We start from the raw sequence: 12,464 nt of genomic DNA, 5'->3' as shown, positions 1-12,464 counted from the left end.
CAAGGCGTTTCCAAGGACCGCCGGGGCCCAGCAACAAGCACGCGTCGCAGCCGTTCCTGGTGCGACGCGGAGCCGATTAACAAAAAAGGGAACCACAAATGTGGTTCCCTCTATGCGCAATGCAGAAAACGCTTACGCCTGAGCTTCGGCAGGGGCGTCGGCAGCCTGCTTGGTCAGTTCGATGATGGCCATCGGGGCGCAGTCGCCGCGGCGGGGCATGGCCAGCTTCACCACGCGGGTGTAGCCGCCGGGGATGCCGGCAAAGCGGGGAGCGATTTCGTCAAACAGCTTCTGCACGAGCTGATGGCTGCCCAGTTCGCGGTAAGCGAGACGACGGGCGGCCACGTCGTTGCGACGAGCAAGAGTGATGAGAGATTCGACCACGCCGCGCAGCTCCTTGGCCTTGATCTCGGTGGTACGAATCCGGCCGTGCGTAAGCAGGGCCTTGGACATATTGCGAAGCAGAGCCTTGCGATGCGAAGGATTTCTGCTCAGTTTCTTACCAGAGTTGCTATGCCTCATGGTGCTGCTTCCTCTTCCATTCCTGGTATTTCTTATCGAAGGAGTCGACCTTCATGCCGAAGTCAAGACCCATGTCGAGAAGCACGTTCTTGATTTCGTCCAAGGACTTCTTGCCGAAGTTCTTGGTCTTGAGCATTTCGTTTTCGGAACGCTGCACCAGTTCGCCCACCAGCGCGATGTTGGCGCTGCGAAGGCAGTTGGTGGCGCGCACGGAAAGCTCAAGATCGTCGATGCTCTTGAAGAGATTTTCGTTGAATTCCCCGTTGTCGCAGGCGCCGAGACCGCTCTCGTCAGAAATGTGCTCGTCGAAGTTGATGAACACGGAAATCTGATCCTTGATGATCTTCGCGCTGTAGGCAATGGCGTCTTCAGGGGTCACGGAGCCGTCCGTCCAGACTTCGAGGATCAACTTGTCGTAGTTGGTCATCTGGCCCACGCGGGCGGCTTCGATGGTATAGGCGACCTTGCGCACGGGAGAGAAGCTGGAATCAAGCTTGATGATGCCGATTTCATCGGAGAGGCCTTCGTGCATGTCGGCGGGGACGTAGCCCTTGCCCATGCGGACCTCGAATTCAAGATTGAATTCCACGTCTTCGGTCAGCGTGGCAATGTGCAGTTCAGGGTTGAGCACGGTCACGTGCTGGTTGCCCTGAATGTCGCCGGCGGTCACCTCGCCCTTCTTGTTCACGTTGAGAGTGACCGTCTGAGGAACGTCTGTATCCATCGCGAGACGGACCTGCTTGATGTTCAGGATGATGTCCGTCACATCTTCAAGCACGCCGGGGATGGTGGTAAACTCATGCTGTACGCCCGCAATTTTGACGGACACAAACGCTGCGCCCTGAAGGGATGCCAAAAGCACTCTGCGCAACGCATTGCCGATGGTGGTGCCGTAACCGCGTTCCAGAGGTTCGCACACGAACTTGCCGTACATGGTGTCGGCAGGGTCGTTCTCGCGGACGATCTGTTCGGGCTTGACGAGCACCGCCCAGTTGCGGGCGTTGATGAGCCTGTTGGCTTGTTTGCTGAGCATGGGAGTTCCTGCTTATTTCGAGTAAAGTTCGACGATAAGGGATTCTTCGATGGGAGTCTGAATATCGTCGCGCTGGGGAAGGGCCTTGATAACACCCTTGAAGGACGCGCCGTCAACTTCCACCCAGGCGGGGCAGCCGCGGCGGGCGAGCACGTCCTGAGCGGCGGCGATCACGGGGATGTTGCGGTTCTTTTCCGGAACGGCGATTTCATCGCCCACGCGGACCTGCAGGGACGGAATGGTCACCTTGTGGCCGTTGAGGGTGAAGATGCCGTGACGGACCAGCTGACGGGCCTGGCTGCGGGAGTTGGCGAAGCCCATGCGGTACACGACGTTGTCGAGACGGCGTTCGAGGATGACGAGCAGGTTGGCGCCCGTCACGCCCTTGGCCATTTCGGCGTCTTCAAAATAACCATGGAACTGCTTTTCCAGCACGCCGTAAATACGACGGACCTTCATCTTTTCACGCAGCTGCACAGCATATTCGCTGAGCTTCTTGCGGGCGCGGCCGTGCTGGCCGGGAGCGTAGGGGCGGCGGTCCTGAGCGCACTTGTCAGTGAAGCAACGGTCGCCCTTCAGAAACAGCTTGGTGCCTTCACGACGGCAAAGCCGGCATTTGGCGTCATTATATTTTGCCAAGGCTAGTTCTCCTTGTCTTCAAGGCGTTAGACGCGGCGCCGCTTGGGAGGACGGCAACCGTTGTGGGGAATGGGAGTCACGTCACGAATGAACGCAACCTTGAAACCGGCGGCGTTGATAGCGCGCAGAGCGGATTCACGGCCGGCGCCGGGACCCTTCACATACACACCCACAGTACGCATGCCATTGTCCTGAGCGCGACGGGCGGCGTTTTCAGCCGCGACCTGAGCCGCGAAAGGAGTGGACTTGCGGGAACCCTTGAATCCGCTCTGGCCGGCGGAGGACCAGCTCACGGTGTTGCCGCGAGTATCGGTGAAGGTAACAATAGTATTATTGAAAGAAGCCGCAATGTGGGCTATGCCCAGCGGAATATTCTTCTTTTCCTTCTTTTTGACTGCACGTTTGGCTCTTGCCATCTTGCACTTCCTTGGAGCTATGGTGTCTCGATCAGCCGAAGATGGGCTGCATCAGATACAGCTTCCTACTTCTTTTTACCCACATTGCCACGACGCGGACCCTTGCGGGTACGAGCGTTCGTGTGAGTACGCTGACCATGGACGGGCAGACCACGGCGGTGGCGCAGGCCACGGTAGCAGCCAATATCCATCAGACGCTTGATATTCGAAGCCACTTCACGGCGGAGGTCGCCTTCCACCTTGTGGTTCGTTTCGATTTCCTTACGGACTTCGTTCACTTCATCGGCGCTCAGATCGTCGATGCTGCGGTTCCAGTCGACGCCGGAAGCAGCAAGGATTTCCAGGGCAGTAGCCCGGCCGATGCCATAAATATAGGTAAGTGCGATATCCGCTCTTTTACCACGGGGCAGTTCAATGCCTGCAATTCTGGCCACGTTAAGACTCCTGCAAGGTTAGCCCTGGCGCTGTTTATGCCGGGGGTTTTCGCAGATCACTCTCAAAACACCCTTGCGCCGGATAACCTTGCACTTAGGGCAGATTTTTTTGACGGACGGCCTGACTTTCATCGCTCACTCCGTTAGTTACTTTTAGATACACGATTGTGGCGAAAAAATCGCCTGGAACCGTTTCTCTTATCTTGTTATCATCACCCTGTCAAGGACAGTGTTTCACGACGCGAAAATCACGGCCGGTAGTTCTCGGCCAGACTGAGTATTTCCGCTCCGTCCTGCCGGATGACCACCGTGTGTTCCCAATGGGCGGACAGACTCCGATCCTTCATCTTCGTCGTCCAGCCATCGGACATGATTTCCACCTCATGGGTGCCGATTGCCAACATGGGCTCGATGGCCAAAACCATGCCAGGTTTCAGCGGAGTTCCGCCCGGAACGCCGTCCACCATGCCGCCGCGTGGCACGAAGTTCGGCACTTCCGGCTTTTCGTGAAGGCTGGCGCCGATGCCATGCCCGACGAAATCACGGATCACATGGAGCCCTTCCATTTCGGCATGACGCTGCACCGCCGCCGAAATCGCATAGAGATTGTTGCCGGGATGCGCCTCGGCAATTCCGAGTTCGAGGCAGCGCTTCGTCACGTCGGAAAGATGCCTGGCTTCCTCCGACACCTCGCCGCAGAACGCGGTGCGGGCGGAGTCCCCGTTGAAACCTTTGTAATTCACGCCCATGTCAAAACTGACAATGTCCCCTTCCTTCAAAATGATGTCCTTTGAAGGAAAACCGTGAATGATGGTCTCGTTGACGGAACAGCACAGCGCAAAAGGATAGCCGCAGTAGTTGAGGAAGTTGGGCACAACGCCCATGTCGCGGCACATCTTGCGGGCCAGTTCGTCGAAAAATATGGTGGGAACGCCGGGACGCACGTTGGCCACCAGTTCGTCAAGAATGGTCGCCGTCATGCCGTTGGCCACGCGCATGAGTTCGATCTCATGCTCATTCTTGATAAAAATGCCCCGAAACTTTTTCATGCCTATCCCTTTCTTGCTTTGCTCATGAGGCCTTCATACTGCTGGGAGATGAGGTGGGATTCCACCTGGCTCATGAAGTCGATGGCCACGCCGACGAGAATCAGAAGACTGGTTCCGCCGAAGTAGAACGGCACGTTGAACTGAGCGATCAGCAGCATGGGCAGCACGGAGATGATGGAAATGTAGATGCCGCCCCACAAGGTAAGACGAGTAAGCACGTTGTCGATGTATTCGCGGGTCTTGTCACCGGGACGAATGCCGGGCACGAACCCACCTGCCTTCTTCAGGTTCTCCGCGATGTCCTTCGGATCGAAGATGATCGCGGTATAGAAGAAGCAGAAGAAGAAGATCAGCGCAATGAAGATGACGTTGTACACGATGGACGTGGGCTGAAACCACGACACCACGGTCTGCAGCCATTCGGCGGTGGAAAAGCCCGCCACGGTCGCCGGGAAGAGCAGAAGGCTCTGGGCGAAGATGGGGGGAATCACGCCGGCGGTGTTGATGCGCAGGGGCAGATGCGTGGTCTGTCCGCCGTACATCTTGCGGCCGATCTGACGCTTGGCGTACTGAATGGGTATTCTGCGCTGAGCGCGCTCAACGAACACAATGCCCACGGTGACGGCCAGCATCATGATGACAATGAAAATGGCGAACAGCACATTCATGTCGCCGGCCTTGATCAGCTGATAGGAGCGCATGAGCGCGCTCGGAATGCCGACCACGATACCGGAGAAGATGATGAGCGATATGCCGTTTCCAATGCCTTTGGCGGTAATCTGCTCGCCAAGCCACATGATGAGGATGGTACCTGCCGTCAGAGTGACGATGGTCACCAGACGGAATTCCCAGCCGGGATTCATGACGACGGGAGCATTTTCAGGGCTGACCATGCCTTCCAGAAGGGCGGCAATGCCGAAGCCCTGTATAAGGGTGATCGCGACAGTGAGATATCGCGTGTACTGCGTGATCTTGCGTCTGCCGGCCTGCCCTTCTTCCTTGGCCATGCGCTTGATGTCGGGGCTCACCACCTGCAGAAGCTGCAGAATGATGGACGCCGAAATGTAAGGCATGATGCCGAGAGCGAACACAGAAACGTTTCTGAGGCCGCCGCCGGAGAACATGTCGAGCAGAGCAAAGACCGAACCCTGCATACTGGCGAAAAAGTGAGACAGCGCGCCGGCATCAATGCCAGGCACCGGAACATGGACCCCCACCCTGTACATGCACAGGATGAAAAGGGTCCATGCCAGCTTTTTACGCAGCTCAGGCATTTGCGCCATTTTGTCCACGCCGTTCGCCACGTCTTATTCCTCGGAGGTAGCGGGTTCTTCAGCGTCGGCGAGAAGTTCCTTCACTTCGCCGCCGGCGGCAAGAATCTTGTCCTTGGCAGACTGGCTGAAGCGGAAGGCTTCGATGCTGACGGGGCGGGTCACTTCGCCTTCGCCCAGGATCTTCACGAGGGCGCTCTTGACGAGACCGCGGCTGTAGATGTCTTCCAGCGTGATTTCCTTCTGATCGGGGAAGGCCGCCAGCAGACGATCGAGGTTAATGACTTCGTAGGTCACCTTGAACAGATAGTTCTTGAAGCCACGCTTGGGCAGACGGCGCTGCAGGGGCATCTGACCGCCTTCAAAACCGGGACGGACACCGCCGCCGGAACGGGCGTTCTGGCCCTTGTGGCCCTTGCCGGAAGTGCCGCCGAGGCCGGAACCGGCACCGCGGCCGACGCGCTTGCGGCTCTTGCGTTCTTCAGGGAAAGGATACAGATCGTTAAGTCTCATTATGCAATGACCTCAACCAGGTGGGACACGCTGGCGATCATGCCGCGGGTGGCGGCGTTATCCTTAAGGGTTTTTACCATCTCACGACGGCGCAGGCCCATGGCGTCCAGAACCTTCTTCTGGGCAGGGGTCGTGCCGATGCGGCTTTTGATGAGCTTCACCTTGATTTCAGACATGGTACTCTACCTTATGACCCTACTTGCGGGGGGCTTCCAGTTTCTTGCCGCGCACTTCGGAAACTTCCTCGGCGCTGCGCAGGGAGCTGAGTCCGGCGACGGCGGCGCGAAGAACGTTGTGCGGGTTGTTGGTACCGATAGCCTTGGCGAGCACGTCGGTGACACCGGCGGCTTCCATGACGGCGCGCACGGCGCCGCCGGCGATGATGCCGGTACCGCGGGAGGCGGGCTTCAGAATCACGCGACCGGCACCGAAGCGGCCGAGCACTTCATAAGGAAGAGTGCCTTCCACCAGGGGAACCCGAACCATGGACTTGCGGGCGCGTTCGGTGGCCTTGCGGAGGGCTTCAGGAACTTCCTGAGCCTTGCCGAGGCCGTAGCCCACATTGCCCTTGCCGTCGCCAACGACGATGAGGGCGCTGAAGCTGAAACGACGGCCACCCTTCACGACCTTGGCAACACGGTTCAGACTAACGATCTTTTCAATGTAGCCGGAATCCTGCTGCGTTTGCTGCTGCTGTTCCATATTTATCCTGCTCTTGTTGTCCTTGCGGACCACTAGAATTCGAGGCCGCCTTCACGGGCGCCTTCGGCCACAGCCTTCACGCGACCGTGATACAGATAGCCGTTACGATCGAAGACAACCTTGTGGATGTCCTTCTCCAGGGCCAGGCGGGCAATTTCCTTGCCCACGCGTTCTGCGCCGGCCTTGTTGCAGGAAGCCTTCTCGCCGCCCTTGGACAGGGCGAGGGTGGAGGTGGCTACCAGCGTGTTGCCGGAGGCATCATCCACAACCTGGGCGTAGATATGCAGGTTGGAACGGTACACAACCAGACGAGGTCTTTCGACCGTGCCGGAAATCTTCTTCCGGATATGCACCTTGCGGCGCTTCCGGCTTTCATTCTTAGAAAGAATCATGTCCGTTACCCCTATTTGCCCTTGCCGCCGGACTTGCCGGCCTTGCGACGGATGATTTCGTTTTCATACTTGATGCCCTTGCCCTTGTAGGGTTCGGGCTCGCGCACACGGCGGACGCGGGCGGCAAATTCGCCCACCAGTTCCTTGTCAATACCGGAAATGGTAAGCTTGGTGCCCTCCGCCTTGGCTTCCAGACCCTTGGGAAGCTCAAGCAGCACGGGGTGGGAGTAACCGACGGAAAGGTCAATGATGTTGCCCTTCACGGCCACCTTGAAGCCCACGCCGACGACTTCGAGAGTCTTGGAGAAACCCTTGCTCACGCCCTCCACGCAGTTGGCGATGAGGGTACGGCGCAGGCCGTGCTGAGCGTTGCTCTCGCGGGTGTCGTCCTTGCGGGTGATGGTAAGGTGACCATCGGCGATTTCGTAGTTCAGCAGGCTGCAAATCGGAGTCTGCAGGGTCCCCTTGGGGCCTTTCACTTCGACCATATCTTCACCCAACTTAACTTCCACGCCCTTGGGAAGTTCGATGGGCTGTTTACCTATTCTCGACATATGTTTTCTACCTTGGCTGAAGGTCAACGGCGGTTAAGCCGCGATCACCAGACTTCGCAAAGAAGTTCGCCGCCAGTCTTGTCCGCATGGGCGGTCATGCCGTCCAGAACGCCACGAGAGGTGGACAGAATGCAGATGCCAAGACCATTCTGAACGCGGGGAATCTGATGAGCGCCCACATAGACACGGCGACCAGGCTTGCTGATACGCTTGAGGCCCGTTATGGCCGGACGCCCCTTCACATACTTCAGCGCAATGGTGATGTTACGGTCATCGACGGTAACATCTTCCACATAGCCTTCCTGCTTGAGGATGGACGCCATGGCTTCCTTCATCTTCGAGCGCGGCACACTTACTTCCTTGTGAAGGGCCAGGTGTGCGTTGCGGATACGCGTAAGCATATCGGCAATGGGATCGGTCAACATGGTATATCTCCTGAAAGTTAGCCGGAATTACCAGCTGGATTTGCGGACGCCGGGCAGTTCGCCGTTCAGCGCCTTTTTGCGGAAGCAGATACGGCACAGGCCGAACTGACGCATGAAAGCATGGGGACGACCGCACACAGGGCAGCGATTGTAAGCGCGAACAGCAAACTTGGGCTTGCGGGCGGCTTTTACTTTAAGAGCAGTACGAGCCATTGCTCACTCCTTACTTGCGGAAAGGCATGCCGAGCTGTTCGAGCATCAGCTTGCTTTCCTTGTCCGTGGTTGCGGAGGTCACGATGGTGATGTTCATACCCACGGGGTTTTCCACACGGTCGGATTCCATTTCGGGGAAAATGGTGTGTTCCTTGATACCGAGGGTGAAGTTGCCACGACCATCGAAGCCACGATCCGGGATGCCGCGGAAGTCGCGGACGCGGGGCATGGCGAAGTTCATGAGTTTGTCAAGGAAGTCCCACATGGCGTCCTTGCGCAGGGTGACGCGCACGCCGATGGGCATGCCTTCACGCAGCTTGAACGCGGCAATGGACTTCTTGGCGCGGGTGACTACGGCCTTCTGACCGGCAATGGCGGTCAGATCGGCCACGCAGTCGTCGATCAGCTTCTGGTTCTGGTTGGCAGAACCAAGACCGATATTCAGGGAGATCTTCTCGATCCCAGGGATCTGCATAGGAGACTTGTAAGCGAACTCCTTCTGCAATGCCGGGACCACCTTCTCACGGTATATCGTTTCCAGACGGGTCATCGTCGTTCACCTTCTAGAGGGTTTCGTTGCACTTCTTGCAGAAACGGACTTTCTTCCCGTCTTCGGTCACCCGATAACCAACGCGGGTGGGCTTTGCGCAGTGCGGGCAAACCACCATCAGGTTGGAGACGTGGATAGGCATTTCCTTTTCAACGATACCGCCGGCTTCGCGCTTGTAGGGGTTGGGGCGCACGTTGCGCTTCACAACGTTCACCTTCTCAACCAGAATGCGGTCGGACTTGCGCAGGACCTTCAGAACCTTGCCGATCTTGCCTTCGTCCTTGCCGGCGATCACCATCACCTTGTCGTCTTTATGAATACGAAACTGTTTCATAGCCTTGGCTCCTACAGCACTTCAGGGGCAAGGGACACGATCTTCATGAAGTTGCGGGCGCGAAGTTCGCGGGCAACGGGTCCGAAGATACGGGTACCCACAGGTTCACCCTGCTTGGTCAGAAGCACGGCGGCGTTCGTATCGAACTTGATGTAGGAACCGTCGGCGCGGCGCACTTCCTTGGCGGTACGCACGACCACGGCTTCCATGACATCGCCCTTCTTCACCTTGGCGTGGGGGATGGCGTCCTTCACGGACACCATGATGATATCGCCCACCGTGGCATAGCGACGGTGAGAGCCGCCCAGCACCTTGATGCAGGCCACTTCCTTGGCGCCGGAGTTGTCGGCCACCTGGAGTCTGGATTCTACCTGGATCATAGTGTTTCCTTTTAGTCAGCCCGAATGGGACTAGACGGCCTTTTCAAGCACGGACACCAGGTGCCAGCGCTTGTTCCGGCTCATGGGCCGGTATTCCACAATCTTGACCTTGTCGCCGATGCCGCACTCATTCATAGGATCGTGGGCGGTGAACTTCTTGCGCCGACGAATGTACTTCTTGAGAAGCGGATGCTGCACCAGGGTTTCAACGAGAACGACAATGGTCTTGTCGCACTTGTCGCTGATGACAGTACCGACGAGCGTTCTGCCGTTGCGCTGTTCGATTGCGCTGTTCATATCCGCTCCTAGTTCTTCGCGGCCGCGGCCAGAGCCGTCAGCACACGGGCAATATCTTTCTTGGTGGCCGGAATGGACGCCGTCTTTTCCAACTGAGCAGTGGCATGCTGGAAGCGCAGGTTGAAAAGTTCCTGACGCAGTTCAGTCAGCTTCGCCTGGAGCTGCTCGACGCTCATTTCGCGCAATTCCTTCATTTTCATTCGAAGGCCCCCTCTCTCACCACGATCACGGTCTTCACGGGCAGCTTGTGGCTGGCCAGCGTCAGAGCGCGCTTGGCAAGTTCAAGGTCAACACCCTTGATTTCATACAGCACGCGGCCGGGCTTGACCGGTGCGCACCAGCCCACAGGGGCACCCTTACCGCTACCCTGACGAGTGGCCAGAGGCTTGGCGGTCACGGGATGATCGGGGAACACCCTGATCCAGACTTTGCCGCCGCGGCGGATGTGGCGCATCATGGCGATACGGGCGGCTTCAATCTGCTGACTGGAAAGCTTGCCATGTTCGACAGCCTTCAGGCCAATTTCACCAAACGCGATGGTAGCGCCACGGTTGGCCGGGCCACGCAGGCGGCCTTTCTGCCACTTGCGGAATTTGATTCTCTTGGGAGCAAGCATTACTGTTCAACCTCTTTATCAAGGATTTCACCCTTGTAAACCCACGCCTTGATGCCAATGAGGCCATAGGTGGTGTGGGCTTCGGCAAAACCGAAGTCGATGTCGGCACGCAGGGTCTGAAGCGGCACGCGGCCGTCACGATACCATTCGGAACGGGCGATTTCAGCTCCGGCGAGACGGCCGGCGCAGGAAATCTTGATGCCTTCGGCGCCGAACTTGCGGGCCATCTGCACGGTGCGCTTCATGGCGCGGCGGAAGGCGACGCGGCGTTCCAGCTGCATGGCGATGTTTTCGGCAACGAGCTGAGCTTCGATTTCAGGACGGCGGATTTCGTTCACTTCGAGGGTGAAGTCACGGCCGAACTTCTTCTTGAGGTCAGCGCGAAGCTTTTCAATTTCCGCGCCCTTGCGGCCGATGACGATGCCGGGACGGGCGGTGGAAAGGATGAGGCGGATGCGTCCGCCGAAACGTTCGATCTCGATTCTGGCAACACCGGCGCTGTAAAGAAGCTTCTTCACGTACTTGCGGATGTTGTGATCTTCAAACACGAAGGAAGCGTATTCCTTCTTGCTGAACCAGCGAGACTGCCAATTCTTATTATATCCCAAACGGAAGCCGTAAGGATGTACTTTCTGACCCATAGCCTATTCCTGTCCTTCCGCGAGAATTACGGTAATGTGGCTGGTACGCTTGCGAATGTGCATAGCACGACCCTGAGAACGAGGCATGAAGCGCTTCCAGGTGGGGCCTTCGTTGACCACCACGTCCTTGACGTACATGGAGTCCACATCAATGCCAGGGAACTGGGAGGCGTTGGCCAGCGCCGAACGCACCACTCCGTAAAGAACACCGGCAGGCTTGTTGGGCGTGAACTTGAGCTGGTTCAGGGCATCTTCCACAGGAAGACCCTTGATGTTCTGGGCAACCAGACGGGTCTTGCGGGGAGAAACGCGCTGAAACTTGCAGATTGCTTTCGATTCCATGAACGTTACTCGCTATTTTTTGACCGCTTTCGTCTTCTTGTCCGCAGCGTGGCCGTGGAACGTACGAGTGGGCGCGAATTCGCCCATCTTGTGACCGACCATGTTTTCCGTCACGAAGACCGGGATGAACTTCTTGCCGTTGTGCACGGCGAACGTCAAACCAACCATTTCAGGCAGAATCATGGAACGGCGGGACCAGGTCTTGATGACCTTGTGGTCGTTGCTGGCAACGGCCGCGTCTACCTTCTTCATGAGGCTGCCGTCCACAAAGGGACCTTTTTTAAGAGATCTGGGCATGTCCGGCTCCTCTTACTTCTGACCGCGGCTCTTGATGATGAGACGGCCGGAAGGCTTCTTCTTTGCGCGGGTCTTGTAGCCCTTGGTAGGAATGCCCCAGGGAGTCACAGGATGACGACCACCGGAGCTGCGACCTTCACCACCACCCAGAGGATGGTCGACAGGGTTCATCGCGACGCCGCGGACCTTGGGACGACGGCTCAACCAGCGGTTGCGGCCGGCCTTGCCAAGGCTGATGTTTTCATGCTGCACATTGCCGACCTGACCCACAGTGGCGATGCAGGTGGCGAGCACCTTGCGGACTTCGCCGGAAGGCAGGCGGAGGATGACGTACTTGCCGTCCTTGCCCACGAGCTGGGCATAGGTGCCGGCGGCACGGCACATCTGGCCGCCGCGGCCGGGATGCATCTCGATGTTGTGCACGTTGGTGCCCACGGGGATGCGGTTCAGAGCCAGAGCGTTGCCGGGCTTGATGTCGGCCTTGTCGCCGGCTTCAATCACGTCGCCCTGCTGAATGCCCACGGGGGCGAGAATGTAGCGCTTTTCACCGTCGGCATAGTTCAAGAGAGCAATGCGGGCGGTACGGTTGGGATCGTATTCGATTTCGGCGACGCGGGCGGAAATGCCCATCTTGTCGCGCTTGAAGTCGATGATGCGATACAGGCGCTTATGACCGCCGCCACGGCGACGGCTGGTAACGCGGCCGTTGTTGTTGCGGCCGCTCTTCTTGGTAAGACCTTCGGTGAGAGACTTTTCCGGCGTAGATCTGGTGATCTCAGCGAAGTCGGACACAGTCTGGAAACGACGTCCAGCCGAGGTCGGTTTCATCTTCAGAACAGCCATT

General features: G+C 57.8%; 25 protein-coding genes. All 25 read right to left on the bottom strand.

All coding sequences use genetic code 11. The features are described from left to right. Positions 1 to 132: 132 nt before the first annotated feature. The 25 genes from rplQ to rplB all read right to left on the bottom strand — a co-directional run bounded on the left by rplQ (position 133) and on the right by rplB (position 12,463). A complete protein-coding gene (gene rplQ / locus ABGT79_RS07835) occupies positions 133 to 522 on the bottom strand; it encodes a 50S ribosomal protein L17 (RefSeq protein ID WP_294487566.1) in 390 nt (129 codons plus the stop codon). Then, a complete protein-coding gene (locus ABGT79_RS07830) occupies positions 512 to 1,555 on the bottom strand; it encodes a DNA-directed RNA polymerase subunit alpha (RefSeq protein WP_294487569.1) in 1,044 nt (347 codons plus the stop codon). Before ABGT79_RS07830 ends, rplQ begins: the two co-directional genes overlap by 11 nt. Positions 1,556 to 1,567: 12 nt before the next feature. Then, entirely contained in the window at positions 1,568 to 2,194 is a 627-nt protein-coding gene (gene rpsD, locus ABGT79_RS07825) for a 30S ribosomal protein S4 (RefSeq protein ID WP_294487570.1), read from the bottom strand. A gap of 26 nt (positions 2,195 to 2,220) precedes the next feature. Then, positions 2,221 to 2,610: a 30S ribosomal protein S11 gene (rpsK, locus tag ABGT79_RS07820; protein ID WP_294487576.1), complete on the bottom strand. Its 390-nt coding sequence runs from the start codon at positions 2,608 to 2,610 to the stop codon at positions 2,221 to 2,223. A 65-nt stretch (positions 2,611 to 2,675) separates the two neighbouring features. Beyond that, a complete protein-coding gene (gene rpsM / locus ABGT79_RS07815) occupies positions 2,676 to 3,044 on the bottom strand; it encodes a 30S ribosomal protein S13 (RefSeq protein WP_077071437.1) in 369 nt (122 codons plus the stop codon). Between the two features lie 18 nt (positions 3,045 to 3,062). Continuing rightward, the gene (gene rpmJ / locus ABGT79_RS07810; RefSeq protein ID WP_005027799.1) at positions 3,063 to 3,176 is read right to left on the bottom strand and encodes a 50S ribosomal protein L36; all 114 of its coding nucleotides are present in this window, start codon (positions 3,174 to 3,176) and stop codon (positions 3,063 to 3,065) included. Between the two features lie 116 nt (positions 3,177 to 3,292). Continuing rightward, entirely contained in the window at positions 3,293 to 4,093 is an 801-nt protein-coding gene (gene map / locus ABGT79_RS07805; RefSeq protein ID WP_294487644.1) for a type I methionyl aminopeptidase, read from the bottom strand. 2 nt (positions 4,094 to 4,095) lie between these two features. After that, positions 4,096 to 5,376: a preprotein translocase subunit SecY gene (gene secY / locus ABGT79_RS07800; protein ID WP_294487766.1), complete on the bottom strand. Its 1,281-nt coding sequence runs from the start codon at positions 5,374 to 5,376 to the stop codon at positions 4,096 to 4,098. A gap of 24 nt (positions 5,377 to 5,400) precedes the next feature. Then, on the bottom strand, positions 5,401 to 5,877 hold the full coding sequence (gene rplO / locus ABGT79_RS07795) for a 50S ribosomal protein L15 (protein WP_294487647.1): 477 nt from the start codon (positions 5,875 to 5,877) through the stop codon (positions 5,401 to 5,403). Further along, on the bottom strand, positions 5,877 to 6,053 hold the full coding sequence (gene rpmD, locus ABGT79_RS07790; protein WP_294446867.1) for a 50S ribosomal protein L30: 177 nt from the start codon (positions 6,051 to 6,053) through the stop codon (positions 5,877 to 5,879). Before rpmD ends, rplO begins: the two co-directional genes overlap by 1 nt. Before the next feature lie 19 nt (positions 6,054 to 6,072). Then, entirely contained in the window at positions 6,073 to 6,579 is a 507-nt protein-coding gene (gene rpsE, locus ABGT79_RS07785) for a 30S ribosomal protein S5 (RefSeq protein ID WP_346665708.1), read from the bottom strand. A gap of 32 nt (positions 6,580 to 6,611) precedes the next feature. Then, a complete protein-coding gene (gene rplR, locus ABGT79_RS07780; protein WP_294446865.1) occupies positions 6,612 to 6,971 on the bottom strand; it encodes a 50S ribosomal protein L18 in 360 nt (119 codons plus the stop codon). Between the two features lie 11 nt (positions 6,972 to 6,982). Then, complete coding sequence (gene rplF, locus ABGT79_RS07775) at positions 6,983 to 7,525, bottom strand: 50S ribosomal protein L6 (RefSeq protein ID WP_294487650.1); 543 nt, start codon at positions 7,523 to 7,525, stop codon at positions 6,983 to 6,985. A gap of 44 nt (positions 7,526 to 7,569) precedes the next feature. Beyond that, a complete protein-coding gene (gene rpsH / locus ABGT79_RS07770; protein WP_077071444.1) occupies positions 7,570 to 7,950 on the bottom strand; it encodes a 30S ribosomal protein S8 in 381 nt (126 codons plus the stop codon). Positions 7,951 to 7,977: 27 nt separating this feature from the next. Next, the gene (locus ABGT79_RS07765; RefSeq protein WP_077071445.1) at positions 7,978 to 8,163 is read right to left on the bottom strand and encodes a type Z 30S ribosomal protein S14; all 186 of its coding nucleotides are present in this window, start codon (positions 8,161 to 8,163) and stop codon (positions 7,978 to 7,980) included. A 10-nt stretch (positions 8,164 to 8,173) separates the two neighbouring features. Beyond that, positions 8,174 to 8,713 (bottom strand): 50S ribosomal protein L5, encoded by a 540-nt coding sequence (gene rplE / locus ABGT79_RS07760; protein WP_294446857.1) that lies wholly within the window; start codon positions 8,711 to 8,713, stop codon positions 8,174 to 8,176. 13 nt (positions 8,714 to 8,726) lie between these two features. Then, complete coding sequence (rplX, locus tag ABGT79_RS07755; protein ID WP_294487654.1) at positions 8,727 to 9,047, bottom strand: 50S ribosomal protein L24; 321 nt, start codon at positions 9,045 to 9,047, stop codon at positions 8,727 to 8,729. Between the two features lie 11 nt (positions 9,048 to 9,058). Then, on the bottom strand, positions 9,059 to 9,427 hold the full coding sequence (rplN, locus tag ABGT79_RS07750; protein WP_077071448.1) for a 50S ribosomal protein L14: 369 nt from the start codon (positions 9,425 to 9,427) through the stop codon (positions 9,059 to 9,061). A 30-nt stretch (positions 9,428 to 9,457) separates the two neighbouring features. Continuing rightward, positions 9,458 to 9,724 (bottom strand): 30S ribosomal protein S17, encoded by a 267-nt coding sequence (gene rpsQ / locus ABGT79_RS07745; RefSeq protein WP_294446855.1) that lies wholly within the window; start codon positions 9,722 to 9,724, stop codon positions 9,458 to 9,460. An 8-nt stretch (positions 9,725 to 9,732) separates the two neighbouring features. Beyond that, positions 9,733 to 9,924: a 50S ribosomal protein L29 gene (gene rpmC, locus ABGT79_RS07740; RefSeq protein WP_077071450.1), complete on the bottom strand. Its 192-nt coding sequence runs from the start codon at positions 9,922 to 9,924 to the stop codon at positions 9,733 to 9,735. Beyond that, positions 9,921 to 10,340, bottom strand: coding sequence for a 50S ribosomal protein L16 (gene rplP, locus ABGT79_RS07735; RefSeq protein ID WP_294446851.1), 420 nt, complete (start codon positions 10,338 to 10,340; stop codon positions 9,921 to 9,923). The genes rpmC and rplP overlap by 4 nt, the downstream gene beginning before the upstream one ends. Further along, positions 10,340 to 10,981: a 30S ribosomal protein S3 gene (gene rpsC, locus ABGT79_RS07730; protein WP_294446848.1), complete on the bottom strand. Its 642-nt coding sequence runs from the start codon at positions 10,979 to 10,981 to the stop codon at positions 10,340 to 10,342. The genes rplP and rpsC overlap by 1 nt, the downstream gene beginning before the upstream one ends. Positions 10,982 to 10,984: 3 nt before the next feature. Further along, positions 10,985 to 11,323: a 50S ribosomal protein L22 gene (gene rplV, locus ABGT79_RS07725; RefSeq protein ID WP_077071453.1), complete on the bottom strand. Its 339-nt coding sequence runs from the start codon at positions 11,321 to 11,323 to the stop codon at positions 10,985 to 10,987. Positions 11,324 to 11,335: 12 nt separating this feature from the next. Further along, complete coding sequence (gene rpsS, locus ABGT79_RS07720; protein ID WP_077071454.1) at positions 11,336 to 11,620, bottom strand: 30S ribosomal protein S19; 285 nt, start codon at positions 11,618 to 11,620, stop codon at positions 11,336 to 11,338. A gap of 12 nt (positions 11,621 to 11,632) precedes the next feature. After that, positions 11,633 to 12,463 (bottom strand): 50S ribosomal protein L2, encoded by an 831-nt coding sequence (gene rplB, locus ABGT79_RS07715; RefSeq protein WP_294487663.1) that lies wholly within the window; start codon positions 12,461 to 12,463, stop codon positions 11,633 to 11,635. Between the last annotated feature and the right edge of the window lies 1 nt (position 12,464).

It is taken from the genome of uncultured Mailhella sp. (assembly GCF_963931295.1).
Taxonomy (GTDB): domain Bacteria; phylum Desulfobacterota; class Desulfovibrionia; order Desulfovibrionales; family Desulfovibrionaceae; genus Mailhella.
Note: the sequence above shows the minus strand (reverse complement) of the source record. Positions and strands in the feature narration are given on the sequence as shown.

What these genes read in the sequence shown, in the direction of transcription:
- rplQ (WP_294487566.1), bottom strand. Translation starts at nt 522, where the DNA reads ATGAGGCATAGCAACTCTGGTAAGAAACTGAGCAGAAATCCTTCGCAT.
- ABGT79_RS07830 (WP_294487569.1), bottom strand. Translation starts at nt 1,555, where the DNA reads ATGCTCAGCAAACAAGCCAACAGGCTCATCAACGCCCGCAACTGGGCG.
- rpsK (WP_294487576.1), bottom strand. Translation starts at nt 2,610, where the DNA reads ATGGCAAGAGCCAAACGTGCAGTCAAAAAGAAGGAAAAGAAGAATATT.
- rpmJ (WP_005027799.1), bottom strand. Translation starts at nt 3,176, where the DNA reads ATGAAAGTCAGGCCGTCCGTCAAAAAAATCTGCCCTAAGTGCAAGGTT.
- map (WP_294487644.1), bottom strand. Translation starts at nt 4,093, where the DNA reads ATGAAAAAGTTTCGGGGCATTTTTATCAAGAATGAGCATGAGATCGAA.
- secY (WP_294487766.1), bottom strand. Translation starts at nt 5,376, where the DNA reads ATGGCGCAAATGCCTGAGCTGCGTAAAAAGCTGGCATGGACCCTTTTC.
- rplO (WP_294487647.1), bottom strand. Translation starts at nt 5,877, where the DNA reads ATGAGACTTAACGATCTGTATCCTTTCCCTGAAGAACGCAAGAGCCGC.
- rpmD (WP_294446867.1), bottom strand. Translation starts at nt 6,053, where the DNA reads ATGTCTGAAATCAAGGTGAAGCTCATCAAAAGCCGCATCGGCACGACC.
- rpsE (WP_346665708.1), bottom strand. Translation starts at nt 6,579, where the DNA reads ATGGAACAGCAGCAGCAAACGCAGCAGGATTCCGGCTACATTGAAAAG.
- rplR (WP_294446865.1), bottom strand. Translation starts at nt 6,971, where the DNA reads ATGATTCTTTCTAAGAATGAAAGCCGGAAGCGCCGCAAGGTGCATATC.
- rplF (WP_294487650.1), bottom strand. Translation starts at nt 7,525, where the DNA reads ATGTCGAGAATAGGTAAACAGCCCATCGAACTTCCCAAGGGCGTGGAA.
- rpsH (WP_077071444.1), bottom strand. Translation starts at nt 7,950, where the DNA reads ATGTTGACCGATCCCATTGCCGATATGCTTACGCGTATCCGCAACGCA.
- ABGT79_RS07765 (WP_077071445.1), bottom strand. Translation starts at nt 8,163, where the DNA reads ATGGCTCGTACTGCTCTTAAAGTAAAAGCCGCCCGCAAGCCCAAGTTT.
- rplE (WP_294446857.1), bottom strand. Translation starts at nt 8,713, where the DNA reads ATGACCCGTCTGGAAACGATATACCGTGAGAAGGTGGTCCCGGCATTG.
- rplX (WP_294487654.1), bottom strand. Translation starts at nt 9,047, where the DNA reads ATGAAACAGTTTCGTATTCATAAAGACGACAAGGTGATGGTGATCGCC.
- rplN (WP_077071448.1), bottom strand. Translation starts at nt 9,427, where the DNA reads ATGATCCAGGTAGAATCCAGACTCCAGGTGGCCGACAACTCCGGCGCC.
- rpsQ (WP_294446855.1), bottom strand. Translation starts at nt 9,724, where the DNA reads ATGAACAGCGCAATCGAACAGCGCAACGGCAGAACGCTCGTCGGTACT.
- rpmC (WP_077071450.1), bottom strand. Translation starts at nt 9,924, where the DNA reads ATGAAAATGAAGGAATTGCGCGAAATGAGCGTCGAGCAGCTCCAGGCG.
- rplP (WP_294446851.1), bottom strand. Translation starts at nt 10,340, where the DNA reads ATGCTTGCTCCCAAGAGAATCAAATTCCGCAAGTGGCAGAAAGGCCGC.
- rpsC (WP_294446848.1), bottom strand. Translation starts at nt 10,981, where the DNA reads ATGGGTCAGAAAGTACATCCTTACGGCTTCCGTTTGGGATATAATAAG.
- rplV (WP_077071453.1), bottom strand. Translation starts at nt 11,323, where the DNA reads ATGGAATCGAAAGCAATCTGCAAGTTTCAGCGCGTTTCTCCCCGCAAG.
- rpsS (WP_077071454.1), bottom strand. Translation starts at nt 11,620, where the DNA reads ATGCCCAGATCTCTTAAAAAAGGTCCCTTTGTGGACGGCAGCCTCATG.
- rplB (WP_294487663.1), bottom strand. Translation starts at nt 12,463, where the DNA reads ATGGCTGTTCTGAAGATGAAACCGACCTCGGCTGGACGTCGTTTCCAG.